The sequence below is a fragment of the Gymnodinialimonas ceratoperidinii genome, from assembly GCF_019297855.1.
GTDB classification, from domain to species: Bacteria; Pseudomonadota; Alphaproteobacteria; order Rhodobacterales; family Rhodobacteraceae; genus Gymnodinialimonas; species Gymnodinialimonas ceratoperidinii.
On the sequence record NZ_CP079194.1, the window covers coordinates 422,005 to 437,732 of the forward strand.

Here is a 15,728-nt window from a genome sequence, read left to right on the forward strand (position 1 = left end):
ATTCTGATGCCCTGAACTACGGGTAGATCGAGATCGGCGTGCCGTCTTCGACCATCGCGTAGATCTGGCGCATGTCGCGATTGCTCACCGCGATACAGCCCGCCGTCCAGTCGTCGTCGCGCCGGAACGGCCGCGGCGTGCCGTGAATGAAAATGTCGCCACCGGGGCTGACACCACGGGCGCGGGCCTGCGCGATGTCTTCCTCGTTCGGATAGTCGATCCCGATCGAGAGGTAGTACGCGCTGTTGGGGTTGCGGCGGTCGATCATGTACTCGCCCTCGGGCGTGCGACCATCGCCTTCTTCCAGCTTGTGGCCTTCGGGTGCGAAGCCCAGTTCGAATTCGTAAGCTTCGAGGATTTCTTCGTTATGCATCAGGTACATAAGCCGGTCGTCCTTGTGGACGATCACGCGCGTCACCTGTGGTCCATCGTACTCGATGAAACGCGAACATCCGGTGAGGGCCGTGAGCGTGAGCAGAGCAATCAGAAGAAAACGCATGGTCATTCCATCGAGACAGGGTTTGTTCCAGTTACACCGAATTCCGGGTTCGATGCGAGCATTAGCGATCGCTCTCAGCGGAAAGAAGCGCAGTCAGACCAGTGTGGTAGTCGGGATAGAGGAGTTTCACCCCGAGTTCTTCCTTGATCCGCGTGTTATCGACCCGCTTGGATTCGGAATAGAAGCTGCGCCCCATCGGCGTCATCTCGGCGTCCTCAAACGGAATCGCAGGTGGAACGGGCAGCCCCAACAGCTCGGCCGCGTAGGCGATCACGTCCTGCGGCGGGGCAGGTTGATCGTCGCAGACATTGTAAGCCGCGCCGGGGTTGGGCCGCGCGATCGAGGCAAGAAGCACCTGCGCGATATCGTCGATATGCGTGCGGCTAAACACCTGGTTTTTCTTTACGATCCTGCGCGCGTTACCGCTCCGGACCTTGGCGAATGGGCCGCGGCCGGGGCCGTAGATTCCCGCCAGCCGAAAGATATGAACCGGCAACCCGTGTTCGCGATACAGGTCCAGCCACTCGCCCTCGGTCGCGACGCGTGCCTCGCCCCGCTCGCTCGTCGGGGTCAGCGGCGTCTGCTCGTCCACCCAGCCGCCCTGATGATCGCCGTAGACGCCAGTGGTGGACAGGTAACCGACCCACTCGGGCTTGGCCGCTGCGAAGGCGTCGCGAAGCTCAGCCAGAACCGGATCGCGCCCTTGATCCGGGCCGGCGGAAATCAGGATGTGTGTCGCCTCCGCCACGTCCTGCGCTAGGTCATCCCCCGGAAAGATCCGAGCCGTCACGCCCGTCATCTTGGCGGCTTTCTCAGGCGACCGCGTCGTCGCGACGATCTCCCAGTCGCTCGGCACGGCCTTTGCGAAGGCCTTTGACGAGAAGCCATACCCGAAAATCAAAAGCTTCATTGCAACCTCTCCACTGCCCATTGCGCGGCGTCAGCGACCGCGGGGTCGGGATCATCTGTCAGCCCCTTTGCGACGTTTGCCAACTCAAAAACCCCCGAATTTCCAATCGCATAGAGCACGTTTCGCACAAACCTGTCGCGCCCGATGCGCTTGATGGGAGACCCCGAAAACCGCGCGCGGAAACCCGCGTCGTCTAATTGCGCCAATTCGGCGAGCGGGGGCGATTTCAGGTCGTCACGCGGCGCGTAGCGAATGTCCCGGGCAGCTTGCGCAAACTTGTTCCAGGGGCACACAGCGAGGCAATCATCGCAGCCATAGATGCGATTGCCCATCTTCGCGCGCAGGTCCCTGTCCACCGGCCCCTTATGCTCGATCGTCAGATAGGAAATGCACTTGCGCGCATCGAGCCGGAACGGCGCGGGAAAGGCGTCCGTCGGACAGATGTCGAGACAGGCGGTGCAAGAGCCGCAATGCTCTTCCTCGGGCGCATCGACCGGCAGCTCGATCGTGGTGAAGATCGCACCGAGGAAGAACCAACTCCCAAGATCGCGCCCCAGAAGGTTGGTGTGCTTGCCCTGCCAGCCGAGCCCCGCTGCCTGCGCCAAGGGCTTCTCCATCACCGGGGCGGTGTCGACAAAGACCTTGATCTGCTCGCCCGGCGCCTGCTCCAGCAGCCAGCGACCCACGCGCTTCAACCGTTTTTTCACCAGATCGTGGTAGTCGCGCCCCTGTGCATAGACGCTGATGGTGGCACGATCGCGCGCCTCCAGCGGGGTGAGCGGATCAATATCGTGCGTGTAGGGCTCTGCCAGCATGATGACGGATTTCGCCTCCGGCCAAAGCGCGCTGGCATCGCCACGCCAATGCATCCGCTCGGCCATCCACCCCATTTGCCCGTGATATCCGGCATCGACGAAGGCGCGCAGGCGCTCGGCCGTCTCGGGCACCGCGTCGGGCCGACAGACGCCCATCTTGGCAAAGCCCGCCGCGACGGACTCCGCCAGAAGAGCGTCCTTCAGCGCGCTCAAAAGTCCAGGTTCGCGTAGTGGGGCGGCTGCGGAAACCCGAAGAGTTGATCCGCGAGGATCGAGCGGAACGCGGGCCGCGATTTGATCGTCGCATACCAGTCCTTGACCGGCTCACTCAGGCTCCAGTCCACATCCGAGATGTAGTCGAGGCAACTCAGATGCGCGGCCGCGGTGAAATCGGCCATCGTCATCTTGTCGCCCGCCAGCCACCGGCGCTGATCCAGCAGCCAATCCATGTACCGCAGGTGAAACTTGATGTTCTTGGCGCCCAGCTTCACGGCGCGCCCGTCAGGATAGCCACTGCGCATCAGCTTCTTGTGCACCCGCTCGTGCACCAGATTGCGCGTGACCTCGTTGTAGAACTTGTCATCGAACCAAGCCACCAGCCGACGCACCTCGGCCCGCGCAACCGGATCGCGCGGCATCAACTGCGGCTCTGGCACGGTTTCCTCGATGTATTCGCAAATCGCGGTACTGTCGCACAGCAAGATCCCGTCGATGCGCAGCACGGGCACCTTTCCGGCCGGGTTACGGCGCAGGAACTCATTGGTGGGCTCCCAATACTTCTCGTCGACCAATTCCACCTCGATGCGTTTCTCCGCGAGGATCAGGCGGACCTTCCGGCAAAAAGGCGACAAGGGAAAATGGTAGAGGCGGTTCATTGCGGGCTGCTCATGTTGGGGTTTACCCCGTCTTTGCAAGACGGATCAGGGAAAATCAATTCGCAAAGCAATCGTCCCGCCCATCAGCGCGGATTGTGGCCGCTCCATCGGCGATGGACCGGGCGCGTCGGTCGACGAAATTGGACGGCGCGCTGGCGTTTCGCTCCTGCGGGTTCGGCAGAACGGCCGCCAACAATGCGGCCTGTCGCGCGCTCAGATCGGCGGCGGAGACCCCGAAATGGTGCCGCGCGCCGGCTTCCGCGCCAAAGACCCCCGGCGCGAATTCCGCGACGTTGAGGTAGACCTCCAACACGCGCGCTTTGGGCCAGATCAACTCCATGACCGGGGTGATCGCTGCCTCCATCGCCTTCCGCAGCCAGGAGCGCCCGTGCCAGAGGAACGTGTTCTTTACCGTCTGCTGACTGATGGTAGAGCCACCCCGCGCCGCGCCCTCGGCGATGGCATCGCGGATCGCGCTCATGTCGAACCCCCAGTGGAGGCAGAAATTCGCGTCCTCCGCGGCAACCACTGATCGGGCCAACACCGGAGCGATCTCCTCCATGGGTGTCCAGTCCCGCTCGATCCCGCCGAGACGCGCGCGTTCCTGTTGCATGTAGATCGTCGTCGGCACCGGCACGACGGCATAGATCAGGATCCACAACAGGAAGAACACCGCGAGCCCGACCGCGCCACGCAAAAGCCAGCGCTTCACGGCTCGCAGCCCCAGCCGCAGACGCGATTCCTTCTTCTTCGTCTTCCGCGTTCGTTTCGCCAAGCTGCTCGACGCTCCTTCATTCACCTTTTCCCAAATACGGCCGCCGGAGGCTCCAACACCAGCCCCAAGCACAACATCTTCTTGAAGGCGCGACCCATGCGCCGCACATTCACCCGATGACCAATTCTTATGACAGCGGCCGGCTCAACCTGCCTTTCGTCGGTATCTCGACCTTCGGTAAATACGAATACGTCGCGGACTGGAACGCCATCGACGCGGACGTGGCCGTGCTTGGCGCGCCCTTTGATTTCGGCACCCAATGGCGCCCCGGTGCCCGCTTCGGTCCGCGCGCGATCCGGGAAGCCTCGACCTTATTCTCATTCGGTCACGCCGGGGCCTACGATCACGAGGACGACGTCACCTACTTGGGGCCCGGTACGAAGATCATCGACATGGGGGATGCGGATATCGTCCACACCCAGACCGAGGCTTCTCACGCCAATATCGAAAAGGGGGTTCGGGCGGCCCTCGAAGCCGGGGCCATCCCGGTCACGCTTGGTGGCGATCATTCAATCAACATCCCATGCGTGCGCGCCTTTGCCGATCGCGGACCGATCCATATCGTGCAGATCGATGCGCATCTGGATTTCGTCGATGAGCGCCACGGTGTGCGATACGGTCACGGCAACCCGATGCGACGGGCCGCCGAGCAGGATCACGTCACGGGTCTGAGCCAGTTCGGCATTCGCAATGTCAGCAGCACCGCGAAGGAGGGCTATGACGACGCCCGCCGGTTCGGCTCGGACATCCAGTCGGTTCGTCAGATTCGCGCCTTGGGTGCCGAGGCCGCCGCAGCGCGTGTGCCGGAAGGGGTGAACCTTTACATCACGATCGACATCGACGGATTCGATCCCTCCATCGCGCCCGGTACGGGCACGCCGTCCCATGGCGGGTTTCTCTATTACGAGGTGATGGAGTTCCTCGCCATTCTCGCGCGGCGGAATTGCATCGTCGGGGTGGATCTGGTGGAGGTCGCGCCGGATTACGACCGTGACGGGACGACAGCGATCCTTGCGGCACAGGTGTTATTGAACCTCATCGGGCGCATCCTCCACGCTCGGAAAGCCTAGCCGAGCAGAGCCAGCATCGCGCGCTCTGCCTTCCGCAAACGTGCCGGAGTGCCGGCCTCGCCGAAGGAAACCCGCTCACTGGCCGAGACATCGGCAAGCCCGATCACGTCGGGGTGAATGTAGCTGTTGCGCGCAATTGTCGGCGTGTTGTTGAGCCGCTCCGCCGCAGCCTCGGCCATGTCCTTGATCGTCACCTCGTCATCGCGCAGGGCCACTTCCATCGCGGCGACAGAGCCGTTCCACGTGCGGAAGGTCTTGGGCGTCAGCCCCTCTTCCCCGGTGATTTCGGCCAGATGCGCGCTGACCATGTCTGGCGTGATCTGCCGGACAGTCTCGCCGTCGAGCCATGTCGCGAGGGGCGCGCCGGGCAGATCGTCGAGCTTGTGCAACGCCCGCGCCAGACGCTTGTCGGACAGGACCTCGCTCACCTTCACGCCGCCCTTGGCCCGAAAGCGCAACTCGGTGCCGTCATCATTGGCGACAAGATGTTTGGAGCGCAGCGTCGTCGCGCCGAAGCTGCCATTGGTCTCCGCATATTCCGGGTGGCCGGGGCGGAGGGAGAGGCGATCTATGAGGCCGAGCACGGCAGAGAGCGCGAATGTGCGCGAGCCGACTTCTTCCTCCAGACCTTCCCTGATCGCCGCCCGGATGCGGGGCAGGGCCAGTCCGAAGCGCGGCAGGTCGTCGAACTTCAGCGCCGAGCGGAAGGCGCTCCAATCCGGGTGATACCGATATTGCTTTCGGGTCGCCGCATCGATGCCGGTCGCCTGCAGGTGCCCGCGTTTGCGCGGCGAAATCCAGACGTCGGTATAGGCGGGCGGCACGGCCAGCGCCTCGATCCGCTTGCGCTCGGCCGCCTGTTCGATCCGCGTGCCATCCGGGGCGCGATAGCTGAACCCACGCCCGGCCCTCCGGCGGGTAATGCCGGGACGGTCATCGGGGTAATATGTCAGGTTCTCCGGGATCATCACACCGACAACCCCGAAGTTATGGCAAGGGTTCCGCGCTCAGGCGGCGTAGTCGAGCCCCTCGGCGTCAAGCATTGCCCGCATTCCGTCCAGCACGTCCTGATCGCCGCAGATGTCGTCTTCCATCTGCTTCGCGGTCAACTCGGCCACGTCTTCCGGCAGTTCGCGCAGGGCCCGTCCGGTCGACAACGCGATGATGTAGTTCCGCGCCGCGCGCTCGAAGTAGTACATCCGGCTGAAGGTCTCGGCGACGGTTTCACCGATGAAGAGCACGCCGTGGTTGCCCATGATCATCGTGCGCACGGTCGGGTCCTGGAACAGCTTCGCGCAGCGGGTGCCTTCCTCTTCCAGCGCCAGGCCGCCGTAGTTCTCGTCCACGACCTGACGGTTATGGAACATGGCGGAGTTCTGATCGATCGCGGGAAGGCGTGAATCCTGCAAGGAGGCCAGCACCGTCGCGTAGGTGGAATGCACGTGCATGGCGCAGCGCGCGTGGGGCACGTGTCGATGCAACGAGGCATGCAGGCCCCATGCGGTCTGATCCGGCGCGTTGTCACCTTCCATGGTCGAGGGATCTTCGGCGTCGATGACCCAAAGGTCCGACGCGCGCATGGTGCTGAAGTGCTTCTTGGGGTTGATCAGGAACTGCGTGCCCGCGTCGTTCACGGCGAGCGAAAAGTGGTTCGCGACCCCCTCGTGCATGTCCTCGCGTGCGGTCAAGCGAAAAGCGGCCGCAAGTTCGGCGCGAGCGTTGGCGTAATCCATGAAAAAGTCCCTCGATTGTGTCCGTGTCATTGTCGCCCGGACGCTACCTTCACCGGCGTTCCGGGTCCAATCGTTAACGGGTCGTAAACAGTTGTTTCCATGCCTTGAACGATCCGCGGAATAATCGCGCTTTGAACAAAGCCACATCCCAATTGCGCCCCATTTGGCCCGCAAAACATCATGTAACGAGAAAAAGGGCAAATCGAGTATGGACCGTCTCACGGAAATGGAAGCCTTTGCCACTGTGGTGGATCAAGGTGGCTTCACGGATGCTGCCAAGAAGATGGGGATTTCCAAATCTGCTGTCTCGAAACACGTATCCTCCCTAGAGGCCCGGCTCGGTGCGCGACTGCTCAACCGGACCACGCGCCGCGTGAGCCCGACCGAGATCGGATTGGCCTATTACGACCGTGCCCGCCGCGTTCTGAACGACGCAGGCGAGGCCGACGCCCTTGTGACCGCGATGCAATCTGCGCCCTCGGGCACTTTGCGCGTGTCGATTGCCACGGACTTCGGGGTCAATCACATCTCGCCGATCCTTGGCGAGTTTCTGCATGCCTTCCCGGAAATCACCGTGAACATGGTGCTCAACAACCGCTACGTGGAGTTGATTTCCGAAGGCTTCGACATGGCGATCCGCGTCGGAGAGCTGGAAGACAGCTCCCTCATGGCGCGCAAAATTTGCGAGACGCAGCGCCGGATGATCGCGGCGCCGTCGTATTTCGAGGAATATGGCCGGCCGGAGCGCATTGACGACCTCAACGAACACAAGCTCTTGCACTACAGCAATTCAAGCGCCGGCAACGTCTGGAAATTGACCGCCCCCTCGGGCGAGCAGCGGCAGGTGCGCACCGCAGGTTGGCTCACCGTGAACGACGGGCAGAGCCTTCTGAATGCTGCCGTGGGCGGTCTCGGCATCGCCTACCTGCCCAGTTTCCTCTACGCCGAGCCGATGCGCCAGGGCCTCTTGGTCGACGCGATGCCCGAGCTTCCGACCGACGTCCAAGGCGTCTACGCCGTTTATCCGCCGGGCCGTTACATCCAGCCGAAAGTGCGTTCCTTCATCGATTATCTGGTCGAGGCGTTCCGCGACAAGGGTCCGAACGACTGGTAGACCACCTCCCCCATTGCCGTGCTGTTCGGAAGCGTCACTAACCCTTCGCCTTCCCGAACATGCCCAACTTGTCCCGGACGATGCCCCGCGCATCCTCCGGGATTTTTTGTGAGCCATCATCGCCGATAGGCTCGAACAGGCAGGTTACAGCCGGTTATTCAGGCTCGGCCAGTACCACTTCGACCCGCCGATTGGCCTCCCGTCCCTCCGCTGTCGCGTTTGACGCCCGAGGCGAGAGGAAGCCGATACCCTGCGCTTCGATCTGGCCCGGATCCACACCGAGAGAGCCTGTGAGGTAGTCGCGCACCGAGGTTGCCCGCGCCAGCGAGAGCGCGATGTTGCCCGAGAGCGAGCCCGCGGCATCGGTGTGCCCAACCAGCACAACACGTCTGTCGGGGTTTTCAGCGAGGTACATCGCCAAGACAGCGAGGGAGGCGAAGCTATCACCGCTCAGGCTGGAGGCGCCCGTCTCGAACTGGAGGTCATCAAGCGGCGCGGAGCCCGTGGCGATCAACTCTGCAATTAGCGCGTCCGGGTCTGTCAGGCTCACCGCGACATCGGGCGCGCGCGTCGATTGGATGACAGGCTCTTCAGCCGTGGCCACGGGTTGGATCAAGGCGAGATGCACGAAGCCCGTCGCGCCGCCGCGCGAGATCATCAGTGCCGCTTGGGTCTCTCCATCTTCTGAAGCGGCCGCGAGGTAATGAAAATCGCCCAGATCGATATGCATCTCCGGCGGCTGTCCGACGGGCAGGGCGTGGCGGAAGTCGAAGCCCCCGCAAGCCTCTGCAAAGCAGGTGAAGCGGGTCATGTAACCCTGCGCCTCGATCTGGTTTTGCAGCGCTGTAAGCAGCCCGTCCGTCGTGATCTCTTCGCCACTGATCTGCCAGGTGAATTCCTGTACTTGGCCGGTGGCGTCCTCGGTCGGCACGCCGGTGGCACTTGACCAGGGACCCAATGCAATCGGGTGCCGCCCCTCGACCGGGTCGCTGCCATGTACCAGTTCCGCCGTCAGCGGCAGGGCGAGGTCGAGCGCATGGGCCTTCGTGGAAAGGCACAAGATGACGCCGCACAGCAATGCCCTGTGCCATTGTCCAAACGGTCGAGGTGATCTCACAGGGCCGTTCCGCCTTCCTTCACGCGATAGGCATAGGTTCCCACAGGTTCCATTCCCAAGGAAGCGTAAAGCCCAAGCGCGGCGGTGTTTTGTTGCGTCACGAGGATCGAGAGCCATTCCGCGCCGTTATCCGCCGACCATTTCGCGGCAAGTCGCATCATATGCGCGGCAAGCCCCTTGCGACGGGCCACCGGCGCCACCTCAAGAGCATGCAGCATGGCGATGTCTTTGTGGATGCCGATGAACGCCGCGCCGGCCGGCTTGTCGATGATGCGCCCGAAAAGAGCGGTCTTCCGGCAACGTGCGCGGTCCATGATGGCGCGGCGCGCGGCGTCGATCCCGCCCGCCTCCCAGAGCTCGGTCTGGATGGCCAGCGGGGGCCAGATGTCGAATGCCGTCACGGGCGGCGGCGTGGCGGCCAGATCCGCCGCCCGGATCACCATGGCCACCGTGTGGTCGCGGGCCGTGTAGCCCTGCGCATCGAGGATCTCGTCGAGCGCAGGTTGAGTGCCAAGCACCTGGAAGAGCGGCGCACGCCCCTGCGATTGCATATGCGCGGCAGCGGCCTCGACCTCCTCCGCGCTTGCCTCCGATGCCTTGGGATCGGCAAGGCGCGCCGCACTGACGCGATTGCCCCCGCGGTCGGCCTCTGGGACGATGAAGGGACCGACCTGTCGCGTCTTCGCGGCGGGCCAAGTAGCCTCGAGAACGGGAAAAATGTCCGTGATATCCATCGCGCGCTTCAGACCGCTTCCGGGAACAGGGCGCGCAGGGCACTCATGGTCCGCTCCACCGCCGCCGCGTCCTGGCTGCGTGCGACGATGTTCGAGCCATGGATGCCATTCTGCGTGAACGGATAGGATCCAAGCGAGACCTCGGGATGCGCTTCGGCCAAATCCGCCAGCGGTCCGGCGATATCGCCCTCGCCCCGCTCGACCCGAATCGAGGATGACACCATCGGCGCGCCTCCTGTGAGCGTCGGCAGGAGACCCGCGAGCATTGCCGTGAAGATCGTGGGCACCCCGGCCATCACATGCACATTCCCAAGCGTGAAGCCGGGTGCTGCGCTGATCGGGTTGTCGATCAGCGCAGCACCATCCGGGATGCGGGCCATGCGCAATCGCGCCTCGTTCAGCTCCTGACCCGAGCGGTCGTAATGCGCCTGCAAGATCGCACGTGCGTCATCGCGGATGCCGCAGGGGGCGTCCATCGCATCGGCCACGGCTTCAGCGGTGATATCGTCGTGGGTCGGGCCGATACCCCCGGAGGTGAAGACATGGTCATATCTCTCCGACAACTCCGCCACGTGGCGTTTGATCACCTCATGCTCATCGCTGATCATCCGGGCCTCGGCCAACGTGATGCCATGCTCTGTCAGCGCAATCGCCAAGTGGTGCATGTTGCTGTCGCGCGTGCGACCCGAGAGGATCTCATCCCCGATGACGAGCATGGCGGCGGTCGGATTGGGCATCGGTGTCCTTTCGCGTCCCCCATGCGGCGTCGACAGAGGGCAGAGTTGCGGGTTCAACCACGGCGTGGCTTGGCCATTTCCACGCAAGGGTATACGTCCCTGCCCATGCGCTTTCCATCCCCCCTCGTCCCGGCGCGGCTCCTGCGTCGCTACAAACGCTTTCTCTCCGACGCCGTGCTGGAGGATGGCACGGAAGTCACCGCGCATTGTCCCAATCCCGGCGCCATGCTGGGGCTGAGGGACGACGGCGCGCGGATCTGGCTTCTGCCCAACGACGATCCGAAAAAGAAGCTGAAGTACGGCTGGCGTCTGGTGGAGCTTCCGGACGGCCATTTCGCAGGCATCGATGCCGGTCTGCCCAATGCCTTGGTGAAAGAGGCGCTGGCTGAGGGTCGTATCGAAGCGTTGCAGGGCTATTCCCTCGTGCGACCCGAGCAGAAATACGGCGACGAGAATTCGCGCATCGATTTCCTTCTGTCCGAACCGGGCCGACCCGACGCTTTCGTCGAGGTCAAGAATTGCCATCTCCGGCGCGAGGGCGACTGGGCCGAGTTCCCCGATTGCGTCACCGCGCGCGGCGCGAAGCATCTGAGGGAGCTGACGAAGATCGCGCAGTCAGGCGGTCGTGCCGTCATGCTTTATGTCGTGCAACGGACGGATTGCACGGGCTTCCGCCTCGCCGCCGATCTGGACCCGGCCTATGCGCGCGCCTTCGATGCGGCCCGTAAGGCAGGGGTCGAAGTGCTCTGTCACGAGACCGAGATCACGCCCGACGGGATCACCCTGACAGGGCCTCTCCCCGTCGATCCGGCGCCGCAAGCGCGCGGCTGACGTCGTCACTGGCAATTTCCGGTCTGCGGGCCTATTTAGGGCTCAAACATGGGCGATGGAGACCTCCCTTGGACGATTTCAAAGGCCGCCTGACGAAGGACGGCATCCGCATTCACCAGACCCTCGACTTCGCCGGCATGCACAAGGCCGGTGCGCTTGCGGCTGACATTCTGGATCGCATCGCCCCCCTCGTCGTGCCCGGCGTGACGACCGGCGCGCTCGATGCGCAGATCGAGGCCTGGGTGGAGGAGGCGGGCGCCAAATCCGCAACCATCGGCTACCGTGGTTATCAGCATGCAAGCTGCATCAGCATCAACCACGTCGTCTGTCATGGCATCCCGAGCGAGAAGAAGCTGAAAGACGGCGACATCGTGAACATCGACGTCACGGTGATCGTTGACGGTTGGTTCGGCGATACCTCGCGGATGTATGTCGCCGGCAATCTGCCCCGGAAAGCAGAGCGGCTGATCCAGGTGACCCACGACGCCCTGTTCAAGGGGATCGAGGCGGTCAAGCCGGGCAATACCTTCGGCGACATCGGCCACGCGATCCAGTCGTTCGTTGAAAGCAAACGGATGAGCGTCGTGCGCGACTTCTGCGGCCATGGTCTGGGGCAGGTGTTTCACTCGCCCCCCAACGTGCTGCACTACGGCCGCCCCGGAACCGGTCCGAAGCTGGAAGAAGGCATGTTCTTCACGATCGAACCCATGGTGAACCTCGGCCGCCCCGAGACCAAGGTCCTCTCCGATGACTGGACGGCGGTGACCCGCGACAAGTCTCTCTCGGCGCAGTTCGAGCACTCCATCGGCGTCACGGCAGACGGGTTCGAGATCTTCACGCTGTCGCCCACGGGTCGTTTCCACCCCACCTACGGCTGAGCCTGCGTCCACGTGAGGTCGCAAGATTCCAAGCGGTAGGCTCGCTCATCCTCCATCAGGAATGCTAACGATCCGTTAACCATTTGGCGGCAAACTGCGCCTATGTCGGATCAGCCTACCTTTTCTTTCGACGAGACCTCGCCCCAATTTGCGGGTGGCGTCCCCGTCACGCCACACGACACTCCCGCCCGGCGCAAAGCCGGCGGTCCCTCACGGGGCGCAGAGAAACATCGCCACAACCACCGGGATCGGCTGCGGCAGCGTTTCACCGAAGGGGGCGCCGATGCGGTGCCCGATTATGAGCTGCTCGAGATGATCCTTTACCGCGCCATACCGCGTGGCGATACCAAGCCTCTGGCCAAGGATCTGATCAAACAATTCGGCGATCTCAACCACGTGCTCGCCGCCCCGCGCGCACGGCTGAAGGAGGTGCCCGGCGTCGGCGATCGCGTGATCTTCGAGCTCAAACTGACCGAGGCGACAGGCCACCGCATGGCCCGGGCCAAGGTGATCCAGAAACCAATCCTGTCCTCTTGGGACGCGCTGCTGGATTATTGCCAAACCGCCATGGCGCACCGGGATCTGGAACAGTTTCGCGTGCTCTACCTCGACCGCAAGAACGTCCTTGTGGCTGATGAAGCCCAGGCCAATGGCACAGTGGATCATGTCCCGGTCTACCCCCGAGAGGTTGTGAAACGCGCACTGGAACTCAACGCCACGGCGCTGATCCTCGTACACAATCACCCCTCCGGCGACCCCACTCCGTCCGAGGCTGATGTCCAGATGACCTTCGCGATCCGCGACGCTGCCAATGTCTTCAACATCACGATCCACGATCACCTCGTGATCGGCAAAGCGCGAGAGCTCAGCTTCCGGGCCGAAGGATACCTCTGAACCTCGGCTCGCCTTCATCTTGGCCATACAACTCCGGGGTCTGGGGCAGAGCCCCAGATCGGCCGGCATCAACGCGACCGACCCACCGCGGCTCAGTCTACCCAGACTTCGACACGCCGGTTCACGGCGCGTCCCCAATCGGTATCATCGCAGGCCATCGGCATGGCTTCTCCGAAACCTGCCGCGACCATCTCGACCCGGCTCGCATCCGCGACACCCGCCGCGCGGACGGCGTCCCGCACCACGCCGGCCCGCCTCAGGGAAAGGCGCGCGTTGACAGTGGCCGGACCATCGCTGTCCGAGAAGCCGGCAAAGATCAGCTGTCGTCCATCAAAGGCGCCGCGTTCGATGGCGGCGGCAAGCCGACCCACCGAGGCGCGGGACTGAATGTCCAACACGGCGCCACCGGGATTGAAACGTAGTGTCGTGGACAGCCTTTCTGCCGTCCCCAAGGTGCCCACAACCTCTTGCAGTGCCGCCAGATCCACCTCGTCACCGGCCGCCCGGATGGCATTGCCCAGGCGCTCTCCCTGCAAGGCCAGTGGCGTGCGGGTCAGCAGTTGGTTCACGAAGCCCGCCGCCGCCACATGGGCCTCGGCCGCCTCGGTCTCCGTGAAGGCGAGGAACTGGCGCACCAGAAGCGGCAGGCGGCGCGGCGCGAGGTACATGTAGATCGGGGCCGTCAACGGGTAGTCTTCTGCCTTCACCGCATCCGTGCTCGCGCTGAGGGGAAAGCCACATTCCCCCATCAGCGGCACCGCCCGCGCGGGTCCTACCGCGGATCGTGCCGTGATCCCCACAGCATAGGCATCGCGGGTCACGGCCTCGGCTAGCGCTTCGGCGCTCACGTGGCGCGTGACCTCGTCGCTCATGGAGGCTTCCGATGGCAACAAGACCCGCGTCGAAAAGGCCTGCGACAGGCCCAGACCCGGCGCCAGCATGTGCAAGGCCACCGGAGCGTCCGGCCCTCCGACCTCGGCCCAATTGGTCACGTCGCCGGAAAACAGCCGGGCGATCTCAGGCAAGGAGAGCGCGTTGATCGGGTTATCGGGCGAGACCACCGGAACCAGCGCGTCAAGCGCCAGCACCCTGACCCTGTCGTCCAGCGGCGGGTCGTCCGGACTGGCGGCTTCTGACGCGGCCACCTCTGCCTGCGAGGGTTCGCGCAGCGCCAAGGCAATATCCGCCTCGCCATTGAGCAACGACAGGAAGCCATCATCGGTGGTACCCGGCGTGACGGCGAAACGCGCGGCGGGCGAGCCGTCGGAGCGGCGGAGGACATAGGCAGGCCCCTCTTCGACCCCCATGGACATCCCACGCGAGCTTGCAAACGCCTCCAGCAGCGCGGGCAGAAGGCCCTCCGCCACGGTGGCCGCACCCGCCACGCGCGCCTCGGCCACGAAGGTGGCCAAGTTGGGGCAGCCCGGTCCCGCGCAGGAGACGCCCTCGGCAGAGACCGTGAGCGGGCCGTAGACCGTGTCCAGCCGATAAAAGGCCCCGTCATAGGAGATCAGGTTGCCCTCCAACTCTACCGAGCCGTCGAGGGATCGCAGTTCCACATCCTGCGCAAAGGCAGGCCCGGACAGGCATGAAAAAAGGGCGATCGCAAGGACCGCCCCAATATGTCTCGTCATGCGAAACCCCGGTGCGTTGGCCTTAATTCGACGCGAGTCTCAGGTCGTCCAGCAGGTTTTGCAAGACCAGAACGTCACCCACGGCGTCACAGGCGGGCGCGGTGAACGAAAGCTCGGTCACATCGACCCGGCCAGCCCCTTCGCTGCGCAGGGTGCGGGCGATGACCTCTCGGGTGCAATTCTGCTGCGTGATGGGTGCATCGATCGAAAGCTGCACGCTGTCTCCTTCGCGCAGGGTCGCGCGGGGGAGGGTGTAGACCTGAGCGAAGCTGTCACCGGTTTCCACCACGCTCAAAAAGCCACCTTCTCCGGCAAGGGCCGCCTCGGCGCTTGCGGGGGCCGCCTGCCAGACGTGGCCTGGCTCGCCGAAGGCGGCGCCGAATTCCATTGCGTGCAGCTCCAACCCCATGTCGCCCTGCCAATGAAGGCCGATGCGGTCGTAGTCGCGCAGATCAGGCAAGCCGACCAGAACCGATTCTTCGATGCCGTCCGCGAAGGTGACGGTGAAGAAGGCCGGTGTCTCGAACGCCGGAATGTCGAGGGTCAGCAAGCCGAGCGGATCGGTCGTGGTGACGATCTGCAGGCCCGAGTGGTTGATCGTGACCGCCGCATCCGTGCGGCACGGCGCCATCACGTCGAGCGCCACCATCGCGGCAGGTGCCGCCGTCGCGCTCACGGTGACCCCGCAGGGCAGGCCAAGGGCGCTCTGCGCCGGAGGGGCCTGCCGGGGCGCGACCGGCGTGGTGAGGGGTTCGTCGAAGGACGCGGGGATCACCGTCGCCTGAGGCGAAAGGGATTGCTCTGCCATAGGCAGGATCACGTCGCTGTTTTCCAGGAGAGGCAGATCGGGCGCCTCGACACCCGCGGGGCGGGATGAGGACGTGTAGGTCTGCTCATCGAAGACCTGATTGACCTGCTGCGCCTCGACACCCCCGTCGATCCAGCCTGAATCTATTGCAAACAAAACTCCGCCGAGGGCCAATGTGCCCCCTGCCGCGGCTCTAATTATCAAAGAACTCAACATAAACGTACACTCCGCCACAAATACACGGAGTGCGGTATGCTCGATCAGTGGGGCATCAATGTGCCGGAAATCGACGAAAGACGGGGCG

The 15,728-nt window shown here is 63.8% G+C and carries 17 protein-coding genes; 5 read left to right on the top strand and 12 right to left on the bottom strand.

Features of this window, described 5'->3' with window-relative positions; genetic code table 11:
• Positions 1-16: 16 nt before the first annotated feature.
• The 5 genes from KYE46_RS02055 to mtgA form a co-directional block, all read right to left on the bottom strand.
• Entirely contained in the window at positions 17-499 is a 483-nt protein-coding gene (locus KYE46_RS02055; protein ID WP_219004976.1) for a L,D-transpeptidase family protein, read from the bottom strand.
• 61 nt (positions 500-560) lie between these two features.
• Positions 561-1,409, bottom strand: a complete 849-nt coding sequence (locus tag KYE46_RS02060; protein ID WP_219003131.1) for an SDR family oxidoreductase — start codon at positions 1,407-1,409, stop codon at positions 561-563.
• Positions 1,406-2,437, bottom strand: a complete 1,032-nt coding sequence (gene queG / locus KYE46_RS02065; RefSeq protein ID WP_219003132.1) for a tRNA epoxyqueuosine(34) reductase QueG — start codon at positions 2,435-2,437, stop codon at positions 1,406-1,408. Before queG ends, KYE46_RS02060 begins: the two co-directional genes overlap by 4 nt.
• Positions 2,434-3,099, bottom strand: a complete 666-nt coding sequence (gene fzlA / locus KYE46_RS02070; RefSeq protein ID WP_219003133.1) for an FtsZ-binding protein FzlA — start codon at positions 3,097-3,099, stop codon at positions 2,434-2,436. The genes queG and fzlA overlap by 4 nt, the downstream gene beginning before the upstream one ends.
• A 55-nt stretch (positions 3,100-3,154) precedes the next feature.
• Positions 3,155-3,874 (bottom strand): monofunctional biosynthetic peptidoglycan transglycosylase, encoded by a 720-nt coding sequence (mtgA, locus tag KYE46_RS02075; RefSeq protein ID WP_219003134.1) that lies wholly within the window; start codon positions 3,872-3,874, stop codon positions 3,155-3,157.
• 116 nt (positions 3,875-3,990) lie between these two features.
• Between mtgA and speB the strand changes: the two genes are divergently transcribed.
• Positions 3,991-4,944 carry an agmatinase gene (gene speB, locus KYE46_RS02080; RefSeq protein WP_219003135.1) on the top strand — a complete coding sequence of 318 codons (954 nt, stop codon included), beginning with the start codon at positions 3,991-3,993 and terminating at the stop codon, positions 4,942-4,944.
• Here speB and KYE46_RS02085 read toward each other — a convergent pair.
• Both KYE46_RS02085 and KYE46_RS02090 read right to left on the bottom strand, forming a co-directional pair.
• Positions 4,941-5,912, bottom strand: coding sequence for a DNA topoisomerase IB (locus KYE46_RS02085; protein WP_219003136.1), 972 nt, complete (start codon positions 5,910-5,912; stop codon positions 4,941-4,943). The two genes, speB and KYE46_RS02085, sit on opposite strands and share 4 nt — an antisense overlap.
• A gap of 39 nt (positions 5,913-5,951) precedes the next feature.
• The gene (locus KYE46_RS02090; RefSeq protein WP_219003137.1) at positions 5,952-6,677 is read right to left on the bottom strand and encodes a class II aldolase/adducin family protein; all 726 of its coding nucleotides are present in this window, start codon (positions 6,675-6,677) and stop codon (positions 5,952-5,954) included.
• A 208-nt stretch (positions 6,678-6,885) separates the two neighbouring features.
• On the opposite strand from KYE46_RS02090, the gene KYE46_RS02095 reads away from it, so the two are divergent.
• Positions 6,886-7,791 (top strand): LysR family transcriptional regulator, encoded by a 906-nt coding sequence (locus KYE46_RS02095; protein ID WP_219003138.1) that lies wholly within the window; start codon positions 6,886-6,888, stop codon positions 7,789-7,791.
• Positions 7,792-7,945: 154 nt separating this feature from the next.
• Here the strand turns inward: KYE46_RS02095 and KYE46_RS02100 are convergent, their stop codons facing one another.
• From KYE46_RS02100 to KYE46_RS02110, 3 genes are read right to left on the bottom strand one after another with little or no spacing between them, the layout of a single operon-like run.
• Entirely contained in the window at positions 7,946-8,851 is a 906-nt protein-coding gene (locus KYE46_RS02100) for an OmpA family protein (protein ID WP_219003140.1), read from the bottom strand.
• 53 nt (positions 8,852-8,904) lie between these two features.
• Positions 8,905-9,642 (bottom strand): GNAT family N-acetyltransferase, encoded by a 738-nt coding sequence (locus KYE46_RS02105; protein ID WP_247716889.1) that lies wholly within the window; start codon positions 9,640-9,642, stop codon positions 8,905-8,907.
• Between the two features lie 8 nt (positions 9,643-9,650).
• Positions 9,651-10,379 carry a competence/damage-inducible protein A gene (locus KYE46_RS02110; protein WP_219003141.1) on the bottom strand — a complete coding sequence of 243 codons (729 nt, stop codon included), beginning with the start codon at positions 10,377-10,379 and terminating at the stop codon, positions 9,651-9,653.
• Positions 10,380-10,484: 105 nt separating this feature from the next.
• Between KYE46_RS02110 and sfsA the strand changes: the two genes are divergently transcribed.
• The 3 genes from sfsA (at position 10,485) to radC (ending at position 12,982) form a co-directional block, all read left to right on the top strand.
• Entirely contained in the window at positions 10,485-11,210 is a 726-nt protein-coding gene (gene sfsA, locus KYE46_RS02115; protein ID WP_219003142.1) for a DNA/RNA nuclease SfsA, read from the top strand.
• Positions 11,211-11,278: 68 nt separating this feature from the next.
• Positions 11,279-12,088 carry a type I methionyl aminopeptidase gene (gene map, locus KYE46_RS02120; RefSeq protein WP_219003143.1) on the top strand — a complete coding sequence of 270 codons (810 nt, stop codon included), beginning with the start codon at positions 11,279-11,281 and terminating at the stop codon, positions 12,086-12,088.
• A gap of 102 nt (positions 12,089-12,190) precedes the next feature.
• Positions 12,191-12,982: a RadC family protein gene (gene radC / locus KYE46_RS02125; protein ID WP_219003144.1), complete on the top strand. Its 792-nt coding sequence runs from the start codon at positions 12,191-12,193 to the stop codon at positions 12,980-12,982.
• 92 nt (positions 12,983-13,074) lie between these two features.
• Here the strand turns inward: radC and KYE46_RS02130 are convergent, their stop codons facing one another.
• Both KYE46_RS02130 and KYE46_RS02135 read right to left on the bottom strand, forming a co-directional pair.
• Positions 13,075-14,541 carry a phosphate ABC transporter substrate-binding/OmpA family protein gene (locus KYE46_RS02130; RefSeq protein WP_247716890.1) on the bottom strand — a complete coding sequence of 489 codons (1,467 nt, stop codon included), beginning with the start codon at positions 14,539-14,541 and terminating at the stop codon, positions 13,075-13,077.
• Positions 14,542-14,638: 97 nt separating this feature from the next.
• Positions 14,639-15,580 carry a translocase gene (locus KYE46_RS02135; protein WP_219003146.1) on the bottom strand — a complete coding sequence of 314 codons (942 nt, stop codon included), beginning with the start codon at positions 15,578-15,580 and terminating at the stop codon, positions 14,639-14,641.
• Positions 15,581-15,728: the final 148 nt, after the last annotated feature.

Bases quoted from the DNA above. Each gene is read 5' to 3' on its own strand.
- KYE46_RS02095 (WP_219003138.1), top strand. From the start codon at position 6,886: ATGGACCGTCTCACGGAAATGGAAGCCTTTGCCACTGTGGTGGATCAA.
- radC (WP_219003144.1), top strand. From the start codon at position 12,191: ATGTCGGATCAGCCTACCTTTTCTTTCGACGAGACCTCGCCCCAATTT.
- KYE46_RS02055 (WP_219004976.1), bottom strand. From the start codon at position 499: ATGCGTTTTCTTCTGATTGCTCTGCTCACGCTCACGGCCCTCACCGGA.
- speB (WP_219003135.1), top strand. From the start codon at position 3,991: ATGACCAATTCTTATGACAGCGGCCGGCTCAACCTGCCTTTCGTCGGT.
- KYE46_RS02110 (WP_219003141.1), bottom strand. From the start codon at position 10,379: ATGCCCAATCCGACCGCCGCCATGCTCGTCATCGGGGATGAGATCCTC.
- KYE46_RS02085 (WP_219003136.1), bottom strand. From the start codon at position 5,912: ATGATCCCGGAGAACCTGACATATTACCCCGATGACCGTCCCGGCATT.
- sfsA (WP_219003142.1), top strand. From the start codon at position 10,485: ATGCGCTTTCCATCCCCCCTCGTCCCGGCGCGGCTCCTGCGTCGCTAC.
- fzlA (WP_219003133.1), bottom strand. From the start codon at position 3,099: ATGAACCGCCTCTACCATTTTCCCTTGTCGCCTTTTTGCCGGAAGGTC.
- KYE46_RS02060 (WP_219003131.1), bottom strand. From the start codon at position 1,409: ATGAAGCTTTTGATTTTCGGGTATGGCTTCTCGTCAAAGGCCTTCGCA.
- KYE46_RS02090 (WP_219003137.1), bottom strand. From the start codon at position 6,677: ATGGATTACGCCAACGCTCGCGCCGAACTTGCGGCCGCTTTTCGCTTG.
- KYE46_RS02105 (WP_247716889.1), bottom strand. From the start codon at position 9,642: ATGGATATCACGGACATTTTTCCCGTTCTCGAGGCTACTTGGCCCGCC.